At 73.8% G+C, this 13,205-nt stretch carries 13 protein-coding genes and 2 pseudogenes; 9 read left to right on the forward strand and 6 right to left on the reverse strand.

From position 1 onward, the window contains the following. Positions 1-11: 11 nt before the first annotated feature. Positions 12-1,061 (reverse strand): GNAT family N-acetyltransferase, encoded by a 1,050-nt coding sequence (locus ABFY07_RS37735; protein ID WP_346178806.1) that lies wholly within the window; start codon positions 1,059-1,061, stop codon positions 12-14. A 114-nt stretch (positions 1,062-1,175) separates the two neighbouring features. Between ABFY07_RS37735 and fdxA the strand changes: the two genes are divergently transcribed. Both fdxA and dapC read left to right on the forward strand, forming a co-directional pair. Then, entirely contained in the window at positions 1,176-1,502 is a 327-nt protein-coding gene (gene fdxA / locus ABFY07_RS37740; protein ID WP_065964105.1) for a ferredoxin, read from the forward strand. A gap of 114 nt (positions 1,503-1,616) precedes the next feature. Beyond that, complete coding sequence (dapC, locus tag ABFY07_RS37745; protein ID WP_346178807.1) at positions 1,617-2,753, forward strand: succinyldiaminopimelate transaminase; 1,137 nt, start codon at positions 1,617-1,619, stop codon at positions 2,751-2,753. 564 nt (positions 2,754-3,317) lie between these two features. Here dapC and ABFY07_RS37750 read toward each other — a convergent pair. After that, positions 3,318-3,668: pseudogene (locus ABFY07_RS37750) on the reverse strand (ATP-binding protein); the annotation flags it as partial. A gap of 202 nt (positions 3,669-3,870) precedes the next feature. Then, positions 3,871-4,785, reverse strand: a complete 915-nt coding sequence (locus ABFY07_RS37755; RefSeq protein ID WP_346178808.1) for a VldE C-terminal domain-containing protein — start codon at positions 4,783-4,785, stop codon at positions 3,871-3,873. Between the two features lie 130 nt (positions 4,786-4,915). On the opposite strand from ABFY07_RS37755, the gene dapE reads away from it, so the two are divergent. Together dapE and ABFY07_RS37765 are read left to right on the forward strand one after the other, a co-directional pair. Further along, positions 4,916-5,986, forward strand: a complete 1,071-nt coding sequence (gene dapE, locus ABFY07_RS37760) for a succinyl-diaminopimelate desuccinylase (RefSeq protein WP_065964110.1) — start codon at positions 4,916-4,918, stop codon at positions 5,984-5,986. Positions 5,987-6,082: 96 nt separating this feature from the next. Then, positions 6,083-6,832 (forward strand): LOG family protein, encoded by a 750-nt coding sequence (locus ABFY07_RS37765; RefSeq protein WP_065964113.1) that lies wholly within the window; start codon positions 6,083-6,085, stop codon positions 6,830-6,832. A 130-nt stretch (positions 6,833-6,962) separates the two neighbouring features. On the opposite strand, the gene folP is transcribed toward ABFY07_RS37765, so the two are convergent. Further along, a complete protein-coding gene (gene folP / locus ABFY07_RS37770) occupies positions 6,963-7,823 on the reverse strand; it encodes a dihydropteroate synthase (RefSeq protein WP_065964114.1) in 861 nt (286 codons plus the stop codon). A gap of 132 nt (positions 7,824-7,955) precedes the next feature. On the opposite strand from folP, the pseudogene ABFY07_RS37775 reads away from it, so the two are divergent. Together ABFY07_RS37775 and ABFY07_RS37780 are read left to right on the forward strand one after the other, a co-directional pair. Then, a pseudogene (locus ABFY07_RS37775) lies at positions 7,956-8,363 on the forward strand (DivIVA domain-containing protein); the annotation flags it as partial. A gap of 125 nt (positions 8,364-8,488) precedes the next feature. Next, positions 8,489-9,103 (forward strand): DNA-3-methyladenine glycosylase I, encoded by a 615-nt coding sequence (locus ABFY07_RS37780; RefSeq protein ID WP_346178809.1) that lies wholly within the window; start codon positions 8,489-8,491, stop codon positions 9,101-9,103. Here the strand turns inward: ABFY07_RS37780 and chcB are convergent. Further along, positions 9,090-9,893, reverse strand: a complete 804-nt coding sequence (chcB, locus tag ABFY07_RS37785; protein ID WP_346178810.1) for a 2-cyclohexenylcarbonyl CoA isomerase — start codon at positions 9,891-9,893, stop codon at positions 9,090-9,092. The genes ABFY07_RS37780 and chcB overlap by 14 nt on opposite strands. 432 nt (positions 9,894-10,325) lie before the next feature. Here chcB and ABFY07_RS37790 point away from each other — a divergent pair, with 432 nt between their 5' ends. Continuing rightward, a complete protein-coding gene (locus ABFY07_RS37790) occupies positions 10,326-10,493 on the forward strand; it encodes a DUF3117 domain-containing protein (protein WP_003966491.1) in 168 nt (55 codons plus the stop codon). Between the two features lie 102 nt (positions 10,494-10,595). Here ABFY07_RS37790 and ABFY07_RS37795 read toward each other — a convergent pair whose 3' ends face one another. Further along, the gene (locus ABFY07_RS37795) at positions 10,596-11,261 is read right to left on the reverse strand and encodes an O-methyltransferase (RefSeq protein WP_346178811.1); all 666 of its coding nucleotides are present in this window, start codon (positions 11,259-11,261) and stop codon (positions 10,596-10,598) included. A gap of 130 nt (positions 11,262-11,391) precedes the next feature. On the opposite strand from ABFY07_RS37795, the gene sigE reads away from it, so the two are divergent. Further along, entirely contained in the window at positions 11,392-12,174 is a 783-nt protein-coding gene (sigE, locus tag ABFY07_RS37800; protein WP_346178812.1) for an RNA polymerase sigma factor SigE, read from the forward strand. Beyond that, a complete protein-coding gene (locus tag ABFY07_RS37805; RefSeq protein WP_346178813.1) occupies positions 12,171-13,082 on the forward strand; it encodes an anti-sigma factor family protein in 912 nt (303 codons plus the stop codon). The genes sigE and ABFY07_RS37805 overlap by 4 nt, the downstream gene beginning before the upstream one ends. Positions 13,083-13,205 lie beyond the last annotated feature (123 nt).

Raw genomic sequence — 13,205 nt, forward strand, 5'->3', positions numbered from 1 at the left:
CTCGTACCCGCTCAGCGGTGGTTCTCGTGGGGTGCGCGCCAGTGGTGGTAGCTGTGGTGGGTGGTGAAGCCCATGCCCTCGTAGAGCGCCCGGGCACCGTCATTGTCCGTCTCGACCTGCAGATACGCAGCCGAGGCGCCCTCCTGGAGGGCCCTGCGGGCGAGCGCGGTCATCACGGCGGTGGCCAGGCCGCGCCGGCGCAGCAGCGGGTCGGTCTCCACGGCCGTGAACCCGGCCCAGCGGCCGTCCACCACACACCGCCCGATCGCGGCCGGGGCAACCGCGGTCCCCTGCTCCTCCGTGCCTTCCGTCTCCTCCGTGTTCGCAATGGTCGCGAACCACACCGACGGGCCGCCGCTGAGCACCCGCACCACCTCGGGGGCGGGCTCTTCGGAGGCGGAGCGCTGGTAGCGGGCCAGCCAGGCGTCGTCGATGTCGCGGGAGAGGGCGACCCGTGAGACATCGGCGTCTATGTCCGCGAGGGGCGCGAGGGCCGCGATCCGTATCTCCGCGGAGACCTCCCGGGTCCAGCCGTGCTCCGCCAGCTCCGCTGCCAGCAGCTCCTGCGTTCCCTCCGCGCCGGTGCTGACCTGGATGTACGCGGGCAGGCCGCGCTCGGCGTACCAGGCGGCCACCCGCCGCAACGCGTCCCGCACCGGCATGCCGGGGTCGCCCAGCGGCAGGACCGAGTTGGCGCGCCGGGTGAAGCCGCCCGCCGCGCGCAGCTCCCACCCGCCCAGCCGCTCGCTGACCACGGGCGGCCAGGCGCGGGCCGCGGCCCGGTCCAGCTCCGCCGCGGTGGCCGCCGGGCCGCGCCGGCGGGCCGGAGCCGCGGGCACCACCTTGCCCGCCACCAGTGAGGATTCCGGAATGCGGACCTCCGCACCCGTCCTCCGCGTGACGCACAGCACACCGCCCGTCCACGATGTGAGCACCCCGACCACGTCGGTGAACCGCGCGCCGCTCTCGCCATCCTTGACCGTCAGCCTGACGGACACGCGTTTTCCCACGTCAGACGGGTCAATTCGGATCTCAAGACGTCCGCCGGTGGTGAAATCCACAGCTCTGTTCGCCCCTCATGTGCGTCTGGTGCCCAAGACCGGAGATACTAGGTGCGGGCATCGACGACGCCGCGCTCCCGCGCGATAGCAGCCCTAACGAGGAGGAACGACAGCGTGACCTACGTCATCGCGCAGCCTTGTGTCGACCTGAAAGACAAGGCGTGCATCGAGGAGTGCCCCGTCGACTGCATCTACGAGGGCCGGCGGTCCTTGTACATCCACCCGGACGAGTGCGTCGACTGCGGGGCCTGTGAGCCGGTCTGCCCGGTCGAGGCGATCTTCTACGAGGACGACACTCCCGAGGAGTGGAAGGACTACTACAAGGCCAACGTCGAGTTCTTCGACGAGCTGGGCTCGCCCGGTGGCGCGAGCAAGCTGGGCCTGATCGAGCGTGACCACCCCTTCATCGCCGCCCTGCCCCCGCAGGAGCACGACGAGTGACCTCGCGGCGCGCGGGGGCGTTCTGAAGACGTCCCGGCACCGCGCAGCCCTCGGTCCCGCACGCCACCCCGGCCTGCGGGGCCGGGCTGTTTTACCCGAGAAAGCGAGCCAGTTGTGCCACCCGTCTCCGCCCGTCTCCCGGTCTTCCCCTGGGACCGGCTCGAACCGTACAAGGCGACCGCCGCGGCGCACCCGGACGGCATCGTCGACCTGTCGGTGGGCACCCCCGTCGACCCGGTCCCCGAGCTGATCCGCGAGGCGCTGACCGGCGCGGCCGACAGCCCCGGCTATCCGACCGTATGGGGCACCGCCGCGCTGCGGGACGCGCTGACCGGCTGGGTGGAGCGGCGGCTGGGCGCGACGGACGTGGACCACACGCAGGTGCTGCCGGTCGTGGGCTCCAAGGAGCTGGTGGCGTCGCTGCCGGCCCAGCTCGGCATCGGCCCCGGCGACCGGGTCGCCTTCCCGCGGCTGGCCTACCCGACGTACGAGGTGGGGGCGCGGCTGGCGGGCGCGGAGCCCGTGCCGTACGACCCGGAGACCTTCGCGGCCGGCGCCGCGGGTACCGAGCTGGACCCGGCGGGGCTGAAGCTGCTGTGGCTCAACTCCCCGTCCAACCCGACCGGCCGGGTGATGGACAAGGACGAGCTGCGGGCCGCGGTGACCTGGGCGCGCGAGCACGGCGTGCTCCTGGCCAGCGACGAGTGCTACCTGGAGCTCGGCTGGGACGCCGACCCGGTGTCCGTGCTGCACCCCGAGGTGTCCGGCGGCTCCTTCGAGGGCCTGGTGGCGGTCCACTCGCTCTCCAAGCGCTCCAACCTGGCGGGCTACCGCGCGGCGTTCCTCGCCGGTGACGCGGCGGTGCTCGGCGAGCTGCTGAAGATCCGCAAGCACGGCGGGATGATGGTGCCCGCGCCCGTCCAGGCCGCCACCGTCGCGGCCTTGGGCGACGACGCGCACGTCGCCGAGCAGCGCGAGCGTTACGCCCGCCGCCGGTCCGCGCTGCGCGAGGCGCTGGAGGGGTGCGGCTTCCGCATCGAGCACAGCGAGGCGTCGCTGTACCTGTGGGCGACGCGGGACGAGCCGTGCTGGGACACCGTCGGCGCGCTCGCCGAGCTGGGCATCCTGGTGGCGCCGGGCGACTTCTACGGCCCGGCGGGGGAGCGGAACGTCCGGGTCGCGTTCACCGCGACCGACGAGCGGGTGGCCGCGGCGGCCCGCCGCCTGGGCGGCGGCCTGCCCAAGGCCTGAGGGACGCGGCTGAGCGGACATACGACGGGCCCGGGGAGCCGAAGCTCCCCGGGCCCGGTTGCGCCGAAGGGGCGCGCCGCCCGCGCCGGAGGCGCTGATGTCGCCGTGAAAGGGAGAGCGCGCGGAGGCCCTGAGGAACGAAGGGCCGAGGCTGTGATCGATAGGCGGCTACCGCCGCGTGGTCGACCGTCGACAGCGGCTGAGGCGCCCCGGAGGCGAGAGCCCCTGAAGAAGGAGGCGTCAGCCGCCGAGGAGGGGGAGGCCCTTGACCGCCAGGCCGTCGGACAGCGGGGAGGCCGGCAGCGGGTTCTGGGCGGCCGGGGCGGCGGGGGTGGCCGGGCGCTCGGCGGTCTTCGCCGCCTTGCCGACCTTGCCCGTGACGGCCTTGCCGACCTTGCCGGCCATGGCCTTGCCGCGGCTCGGCGCCGCGTGACGGCCCTTGCCCTTGCCCTTGGCCGCGCCGGCCACGGCCTTGCCGTGGTCGCCCTTGACGGCCTTGACGGCCTTGACGGCCTTGACGCTCTTGGCGCCCTTGGCGGCCTTGGTGCCGGAGGAGGCCGCCTTGCCGGTGGCCGTCTTGGCCCCGGAGACGGCCTTGCCCGCGGCGGGAGCGGCCTGGCCCGCGGTCTTGCCCGCGGCGGGAGCGGCCTGGTCCTGGCCCGGGAGAACACGCTTGACGGTCCCGCCGGCCTTGCCGCTGACCTCGCCCGCCGCGCTCCCGACGTGCTGCGAGGCGGAGTCCGCGAGGCTGCCGACCGCGGCGGTGTCGAGTGCGCTCAGCCCACCGAGCTTGGAGGTCTGCGGCAGGGCGAGGTCCGCCGCGCTCGCGGCGCCGGCCGCACCGACCACGGGAGCTGCGCCCGCTGCGACCAGCAGCGCGGTCCGGGCGATCCGACGCGTGAGGGGGAGGGACATGATGCTCCTTTGACGGAGGGACATTTGGCGTGGGTGTCCGGCAGGCGGACGCAGTGAATACCGCGTGAGAAGCGGGAAGGTTGCGGTGCGCCAAGGTAAAGAATTGGCAATGCGTCGCATAATCCGTTTCGGATATGGGTGTCCGTCCGGGAATGCCGCCGCAGCTGCCCTGACCCCCCGTCACCAGCGGCGACGCGCCCCGCTATCGGGCGGTGACGATCCGCACTTCCGCCCCGGAACCCGTGTCGGTGGTACGCCAACCACCGTCCGAATTCCCGGCGTTCCACACATGGTCGCCGTAAGAAACGCGTTCGATGCGCAACTCGTCCGAGTGGGCCACCGCCCAGTAGGCCAATTCCCAGCCGCGCCGCTCCCCGTCGTCCCGGGCCGTGGCCGCCCCGGCCTGGACGCGCACCACATGCGGGGCCGCCGTGCGCCCACCGCCCTGCCCGGCCGGCCGGATCACGGCCGCCACCTCCGCGCCGAACTCCCGCTTCAACTGCGCCCGGACCAGAGCCGGATCGCCCGCGACCCCGTCGTCCACCGGGCCGGGGCAGGAGAAGGCGGCCTCCGAACGCCCCGTCAGCGCCGCGGTCAGCACCACGGCCTCGGTCTCGTGCTTCGCGTACGCCTGCGGGAAGCCGCTGTACTGCACCCGCTGGGCGGCCACCGTGAGCGGGAGCCGCGAGTAACCGGGGACCCGCACCAGGCGGTCGTAGAACCTGCCCGTGGCGTAGACCGGGTCCTGGATCTGCCGCGCGGTCCCCCAGCCCTGCGAGGGCCGCTGCTGGAAGAGCCCCAGCGAATCCCGGTCGCCGTGGCGGATGTTGCGCAGCCCGGACTCCTGCAGCGCGGTGGCGAGCGCGATCGTGACGGCCCGCTCGGGCAGCCCCCGGGAGGCGGCCACCGCCTCGATCGTGGCCGCGTTCACCGCCTGTTCGGGATCCAGCGACACGTCCTCGCCGTCCACCCGGGCCGTACAGCGCGGCGGCCCCCAGCCGCCGGTCTCGACGAGCAGCGCCGCATAGCCGACCAAGGCCAGCAGAACGGCGAACGCGATCGTGGTACGCCCCCTACGGGCGCGGCTGGCGAGGACGGACAGGGGCACGGCCCACACGTTACTTCAGCGCCACCCGGCCCCGGGGCGGCATGTGCCAAGCGGCACATCACCCTCCGGACGGCCACCGAGGCCACCGCGCCCGGCCCGGACGGCGCCGTACCCGAGGTCCTCGTCTAGGGTCGGCTCCATGGCACACCCCGCACTCGATCTGTCCCTGGACGCCGCCCGGCTCACCGCCCGGCTCGTCGACTTCCCCTCGGTCAGCGGCGACGAGAAGGCGCTCGCCGACGCCGTCGAGCAGGCCCTGCGCGCCCTGCCGCACCTGACCGTCGACCGCGACGGGGACGCCGTCGTGGCCCGGACGAACCTGGGACGGGCCGAGCGGGTGGTGCTCGCCGGGCACATCGACACCGTGCCGATCGCCGACAACGTGCCCTCGCGGCTCGACGAGCACGGCGTGCTGTGGGGCTGCGGCACCTCCGACATGAAGTCCGGCGTGGCCGTCCAGCTGCGCATCGCCCGGACCGTGCCCGCCCCGAACCGCGATCTGACCTTCGTCTTCTACGACCACGAAGAGGTGGCCGCCGAGCTCAACGGGCTGGGGCGGCTGGCCGGCCGGCACCCCGAGTGGCTGGCCGGCGACTTCGCCGTCCTGCTGGAGCCCACCGACGGCAAGGTCGAGGGCGGCTGCCAGGGCACCCTGCGGGTGCGGGTCACCGCCACCGGCCGGCGCGCCCACTCCGCGCGCAGCTGGCTCGGCGAGAACGCCATCCACAAGGCCGCGCCCATCCTGGACCGGCTGGCCGGCTACCTGCCGCGCCGCGTGGAGATCGACGGGCTCACCTACCGCGAGGGCCTCAACGCGGTGCGCGTCGAGGGCGGCCACGCGGGCAACGTCATCCCGGACCTCTGCGTGGTGACCGTGAACTACCGGTTCGCCCCCGACCGCTCCGAGGCGCAGGCGCTGGAGCATGTGCGCGAGGTGTTCGCCGGTTTCGAGGTCGAGGTCACCGACAGCGCGCCCGGCGCCCTGCCCGGCCTGACACGCCCGGCCGCCGCGGCCTTCGTCGAGGCGGTCGGCGTGGAGGTGGCCCCCAAGGACGCCTGGACGGACGTCGCCCGCTTCTCGGGCCTCGGCGTGCCCGCGATCAACTACGGCCCCGGCGATCCGAAGCTCGCCCACACCCGGGAGGAGCACGTCGCCACCGCGGCCGTGCTGGAGGCCGAGGAGCGGCTGCGGGCGTGGCTGACGCGCTGAACACCCTTTTTCTTGGCTCCGCCCGCCGCCGGGGGGCCTAGGCTGAACGACAGATCTGCGGCTGATCCGAGGCAGATCTTGGCGAAGGGAGCACACATGGGCAAAGCCGACGACGAGCGAGCGCCGCAGGAGCAGCGCCAGGGCCCGGTCGTGCGCCGACGTCACCAGGTACGGGCCGGCACGACCGACCAGCGGCTGCTGGACACCCAGGGCGCGACGCACTGGGTGCACGAGGACCCGTTCCGGGTGCTGCGCATCCAGTCCGAGTTCGTCGAGGGGTTCGGCACGCTCGCCGAGCTGGGCCGGGCGGTCAGCGTCTTCGGGTCCGCCCGCACGCCGGAGGGATCCCCCGAGTACGAGGCGGGGGTGCGGATCGGGCGGGCCCTCGCGGAGGCGGGGTTCGCGGTGATCACCGGCGGCGGCCCGGGCGCGATGGAGGCGGCGAACCGGGGCGCGTGCGAGGCGGGCGGGGTCTCCGTCGGACTCGGCATCGAGCTGCCGTACGAGCAGGGGCTCAACCCGTACGTCGACATCGGCGTGAACTTCCGCTACTTCTTCGTCCGCAAGACGATGTTCGTGAAGTACGCGCAGGGCTTCGTGGTGCTGCCCGGCGGGGTCGGCACCCTGGACGAGTTCTTCGAGGCGCTCACCCTCGTCCAGACGAAGAAGGTGACCCGCTTCCCGATCGTCCTCTACGGCAGCGCCTACTGGCAGGGGCTGGTGGGCTGGCTGAAGGACACGCTCGTCGCGCAGGGCAAGGCGAGCCCGGTGGACCTGGAGCTGTTCCGCCTCACGGACGACGTGGACGAGGTCGTCGAGCTGATGACCAAGGAGTCCGGCGGCTGACCGATCGCCGGCCCCACCGCCCCCGCTCCGCGCCGTCGGGCCCCGTCCGGCGCCGCCGGTCCAGCGCCCGGAGCCGTCAGGCCAGTCCGCGCCGGGCGACCGCCGGGCCAGGTCGCGCCGGGCGACCGCGTCAGGCCAGTCCGCGCCGGGCGACCGCCGGGGGCCGGTGGCCGGCGATGGCCGAGACCATGTCCAGCACCTGGCGGGTCTCGGCCACCTCGTGCACCCGGTAGACCCGCGCGCCGAGCCAGGCCGAGACCGCGGTCGTCGCCAGGGTGCCCAGCAGCCGCTCCTTGACCGGGCGGTCGAGCGTCTCGCCGACGAAGTCCTTGTTGGACAGCGAGACCAGCACGGGCCAGCCGGTCTCCGCCAGCTCGCCCAGCCGCCGGGTCGCCTCCAGCGAGTGCCGGGTGTTCTTGCCGAAGTCGTGGCCCGGGTCGATCAGGATCGACTCGCGCTCCACGCCCAGCTCGAGGGCGCGCCGCGCCAGCCCGAGCGTGACCCGCAGGATGTCGGCCACCACGTCGTCGTACGCGACCCGGTGCGGCCGGGTGCGCGGCTCGGCGCCGCCCGCGTGGGTGCACACCAGGCCGACGCCGTGCCGGGCCGCCACCTCCGCCAGCTTGGGGTCCACCCCGCCCCACGCGTCATTGAGCAGATCCGCGCCCGCCTCGCAGACCGCCTCCCCGACCTCATGGCGCCAGGTGTCCACACTGATCACCACGTCGGGGTGGCGCCGGCGCACCTCGGCGACGAAGCCGACCGTGCGGCGCGCCTCCTCGGCGGCGCTCACCTCTTCCCCGGGACCGGCCTTCACCCCGCCGATGTCGATGATGGCCGCGCCCTCCGCCACCGCCTGCTCGACCCGGGCCAGGGCCGGCTCGTCGCGGAAGGTGGCCCCCTGGTCGTAGAAGGAGTCCGGCGTCCGGTTCACGATCGCCATGATCACCTGTTCGTTCTCGCCGAACTCACGCCGTCCGAGCCGCAGCATTCCGTACTTCCTCTCGCTTCCTCTTCAGAGGGCTTCAGCGACGATAACTGTCGGTGGGGCATGGCACGATCGAGGCAGACTGATAGGACGTACGGGTAGGACGTACGCGCGCACCCCGGGGAGACGGTCGTCGTGTTTTGGTTCTTGCTGATCGCGCTGGTCGTGGTGGTCGGCGCGGTCACGCTCGCGGTCGTCGGGGGCGGTGACGGCGGCGCGCTGGCCGAGGCGCCCCCCGACCGGCTCGACGACGCGCTGCCCGCCGACCGGCCGCTGGGCCGGGCCGATGTGGAGGCCCTGCGGCTTCCGATGACCGTGCGGGGGTACCGCATGGCCGATGTGGACGATGTGCTGGGCCGGCTCGGCGCCGAGCTGGCCGAGCGCGACGCCCGGATCGCCGAGCTGGAGACGGCCCTGGCCGGGGCGCGGGCGTCGGCGCACGGCGGGGCCGGCCCGTTGGAGCGGCCCGGCGGCTTCCCACCGGGGGACACCGCCGCGCCGGGTCTGCCGCCCCACGACACCGCCCCGCCCGGCCTGCCGCGCGACCTGCCGCCGCCCGGGCCGCCCGCCCATGACCTGCCGACACACGATCTGTCCCCGCACGATCCGCCCCCGCACCATCCGCCGCTGCCCGACACCCCGCCGCGCCGACCCGACGGGGAGGGGGCGTGAACGCCGGGGGAGCGGTTCCGGGTCCGGACGGGCTGGTGCGCTGCCCGTGGGGCCTCGAGGCCGAGACCATGGCCGACTACCGCGTCTACCACGACACCGAGTGGGGCCGCCCGGTCCACGGCGACGACGCCCTGTTCGAGCGGATCTCCCTGGAGGCGTTCCAGTCCGGCCTGTCCTGGCTGACGATCCTGCGCCGCCGCGAGGGCTTCCGCGCCGCCTTCGCCGACTTCAAGATCGCGGCGGTCGCGGAGTTCACGGTGGCGGACGAGCAGCGGCTGCTCGGCGACTCCCGCATCATCCGCAACCGGGCCAAGATCTCCGCCGTGGTGGCCAACGCGCGGGCGGCCGCCGGGATGGCGGCGGGCGAGCTGGACGAGCTGATCTGGTCGCACGCCCCGGACCCGGCCACCCGCCCGGCGCCGCGGACCTCCGCCGACGTCCCCGCGATCACCCCGGAGTCGACGGCGCTGGCCCGCGACCTCAAGAAGCGAGGCTTCCGTTTCGTCGGACCGACCACGGCCTACGCCCTGATGCAGGCCTGCGGCCTGGTCGACGACCACCTGGCCGACTGCCACGCCCGGGGCTCGGGGGCGGCACTCAGCGGCCGGTGAAGCGGGGCTTCTCCTTCTTGACGAAGGCGTCCACCGCGGCGAGGTGGTCCTCCGAGGCGCCCGCGCGCCGCTGCAGCTCGTCCTCCTTGGACAGCGCCTCGGTCAGGCTGTGCCCGGCCGCGTAGGCGAGGGATTCCTTGATCGCCGCATAGGCCCCGGTGGGGCCCTCCGCCAGCCGCCGGGCCACCGCCGCCGCCTCGGCGGCCAGCTCCGCGGCCGGGACGACCTTGTTCGCGATGCCCAGCTCGTAGGCCTCCTGGGCGCCCACGGAGCGCGGGAAGAGGAGCAGGTCGGCGGCGCGGCCGTGGCCGATCAGGCGCTGCAGGGTCCAGGAGGTGCCGGAGTCGGCGGTGAGGGCGACCCCGGCGAAGGAGGTGTTGAAGGAGGCCGTGTCAGCGACGACGCGGTAGTCGGCGGCGAGGGCGAAGCCCGCGCCCGCGCCCGCCGCGACCCCGTTGACCGCGGCGACGACCGGCTTCGGCATCCCCGCGATGGTGGTCACGATCGGGTTGTAGTGCAGCGCGACGGTGCTCATCGTCGAGCCCTCGCCCTGGCCCGCCCGTTCGGCCGCCAGCAGTCCGATGTGCTCCTTGAGGTCCTGGCCCACGCAGAAGGCGCGGCCGCTGCCGGTGAGCAGCACGGCCCGCACGGCCGGGTCCCCGGCGGCCTGCCGCAGGGTGTCGCGCAGCGCGACCTTGGCGTCGATGTTGAGCGCGTTCATGGCGTCGGGACGATTCAGGGTGATCGTCGCGAGTCCGTCGGTCAGCTCGTAGAGCACGGTGTCGGCCATGGTGGGTCCTCCGGTGCGGCTGGGTCGCGGCTCGGTGCGCCGCACCGGCGGCCCGGTCGGGCCCGGCGCGGCGGTCAGCGCACAGCATGCCGGAGATCGGCGCGGGGCGACACGCGACCGTGCCCGAGATATGACCGCGGCCGACATGCGACCGTGTTCGGCGTATGACTGTGCCCGACATGTGACCTGCGTCAAACAACCGGCCCCTTCCGGGCCGCCGCGGGGAGGCACCTCGGGCGTCGGCGCCCGTACGGTATCGCGACCCCTCCCCGAATTGGGTGGTTTTGGGTGAGCGCGTTGCGCAGGGGTTGCCGACCGATGTTGGTCATCGGGTCGTGCCATGCGGGATAATGACAGGGAAGCAACGTGTTCGATGCCGGTGACACCTGGGTTGTCGGCTGCGATGAGCTGGTTTCAGGAAGGGGAACGAGCATGGCGGCCATGAAGCCGCGGACGGGCGACGGCCCGCTCGAGGTGACCAAGGAGGGGCGGGGCATCGTCATGCGCGTTCCGCTCGAAGGCGGCGGTCGGCTCGTCGTCGAGCTGACCCCGGACGAGGCCGACGCGCTCGGCGATGCCCTGAAGAAGGTCGTCGGCTGAAGCCATCGGTCCCACCACCACCCGTGTGCCGCCCCGGCGGCCGGTATGTCCATACCGGCCGCCGGGGCGGTGCTTTTGCGCCCGCCGCCGCCCGAGCCGCCCTCACCCGCGCTTGACCGCGCAGAGCAGCCCGTCGCCCACCGGCAGCAGCGACGACTGGAGCACGGTGGACTCCCGCACGGTGCGCAGCAGCTCGCGCAGGCGCAGCACCTCGGCCGGCTGCACCGCGGAGTCCACGGTCCGCCCGTTCGCGAAGACGCCCTCGAAGCACACCAGCCCGCCAGGCCGCAGCAGGCGCAACGATTCACCGAGGTAGTCGAGGCACTCGGAGCGGTCGCCGTCGCAGAACACCAGGTCGTAGCCGCCGTCGGCGAGCCGGGGGAGGACGTCGAGCGCTCGGCCGGGGATGAAGCGCGCCCGGTTCCCGGTGAAGCCCGCGGCGCGGAACGCCTGCCGGGCCAGCTGCTGCATCTCCGGTTCGGAGTCCACGGTGGTCAGCACGCCGTCGGGCCGCATGCCGTGCAGCAGGTGGATGCCCGAGACGCCGGTCCCGGTGCCGATCTCGGCGACGGCCTTGGCGTCCGCGGCGGCGGCGAGCAGGCGCAGCGCCGCGCCCGTGCCGGACGACACCGAGCGCATCCCCGCCTCCCGGGCCCGCTCACGGGCCCAGCGCAGGGCTGCGTCCTCGGCTACGTACGCGTCGGCGAACGCCCAGCTCGTCTGCCGGTTGCCGGTAATGGCCCTCTCCTGTCCCCGTAGTTGACGCAAGCGTGACTGTAGCCGCTGCGCCCGGGAACCCGCAGATGGGACCGGGCGTTGGAAGAGGAAGGGGGAGCTTGTGGACCACGAACAAATGCAGGTCAAAAATGCTTATCCGGAGCTAACGGGCGAGGTGGATATGGTAGGGGCTCTACTGGACACCACCAGAGCCGACAGGGGAGGTGCGGCTGCGGCCGGTGACCGGGGAGTGCTGAGGCGCTTTCGCAGGTCAGCGGGCGAGCCGAAATCCGTGACCGACATTGCTGACCGTCCTCGTTCCGCCGATTCCGCTACGACCGCGACCTTCGCCACCGACGCGGACGCCCCGGCGTGGACGCCTCCCACCTGGGAGGAGATCGTCAGCACGCACAGTGCCCGGGTCTACCGCCTCGCGTACCGCCTCACCGGGAACCAGCACGACGCCGAGGACCTCACCCAGGAGGTCTTCGTCCGCGTCTTCCGCTCGCTGTCCACGTACAGCCCCGGCACCTTCGAGGGGTGGCTGCACCGCATCACCACCAACCTCTTCCTCGACATGGTCCGCCGCCGGCAGCGCATCCGCTTCGACGCGCTCGGTGAGGACGCGGCCGAGCGGCTCCCCAGCCGTGAGCCCTCTCCCCAGCAGCATTTCAACGACACCCACTTCGACGCCGATGTGCAGCAGGCCCTCGACACCCTCGCGCCGGAGTTCCGCGCCGCCGTGGTGCTCTGCGACATCGAGGGGCTGTCGTACGAGGAGATCGCCGCCACCCTCGGTGTGAAGCTCGGCACGGTGCGCAGCCGGATCCACCGCGGCCGCTCGCACCTGCGCAAGGCCCTGAAGCACCGCTCGCCCGAGGCCCGGGCCGAGCAGCGCACGGTGACCGCGGTGCCCCGCCGCGTCGCCGCGCCCAGGCTGAGCGGGGAGGTCGGAATCGCGTGACCCGGTCAGGCGGTCAGTCCCCCGCCGAGCAGCATCTCGGCGACCGCCTTGCAGCTCTGGTCGATGGCGAGCTGGGGCACGACGCGCGCGAGCGCGTACTCGCGCACCTCGCGACGTGCTGCAAGTGCAAGGCGGAGGCCGACGCTCAGCGGCGGCTGAAGAACGTGTTCGCGCAGACGGCGCCCCCCGCTCCCTCGGAGGGCTTCCTGGCGCGGCTCCAGGGCCTGCCGGGCCTGTCGTCGGCCGACGGGCCCGACGGCGACGGCGCCGGGAGCGACGGCTCGCCGTTCGGCGGCTCCGGCGTCTTCGGCGCCCGGGACACCGCGGGGGTGCGCGGTGCGCACGAGCCGCGGGAGCAGCCCTTCGCGTATCTGCCGACGGCCGGGCCGGCCGGCCCGGCCGCCGCGCGTGTCGCCGCCTCCCGTGAGCGCGGCTTCCGCATCCATGAGGTCGGGCGCTCCGCCCCGCGCCGACGGTTCGCCTTCGCGGCGGCGGGGGCGGTGTCCCTGGCCGCGTTCGCGCTCGGCGGCGCGCTTCCGCTGGACGCGGCGGTCGAGTCGCCCGGCAGCCAGGCGGAGGGCTCGGACAGCGCGGTGAGCCCGGTCGGTGCGAGCACCAAGGTGGAGGACGCCGTAGGGGTGTGGGAGCGCACCCGCCGCGACCTGGGCCTGATGGACGCGGCGGCCTCCCAGGGCACGCCGTCGCCGAGCTTCACGGGATCCCAGACCCTCAGTGAGCTTTCCGGCAGCGTCCCGGACCCGCTGATCCAGCCGATCCTGGCGGCCACCCGGCTGCTGCGCGCCGCGACGTCCACGCCCCCGGCCCCCGCGCCGACCGAGATGGTGGGCCCCTCCCAGTCGGCGTCCCGGACCCCGCCGTACCACGGGGTGGCCGCCCCGCCGGAGTAGGCCCCGCCCCGGCGCGGCTCCCGGCATACGCCTGGCGAGCCAGCCGAAGGGGCGCGCCGCTGTCGAAAGGGAGAGCGCGCGCAGGCCGCGAGGAACGAGTGGCCGAGCACGGTCGACCGTCGA

This window comes from Streptomyces sparsogenes subsp. cuspidosporus (genome assembly GCF_039532705.1).
Classification (GTDB): Bacteria; Actinomycetota; Actinomycetes; order Streptomycetales; family Streptomycetaceae; genus Streptomyces; species Streptomyces sparsogenes.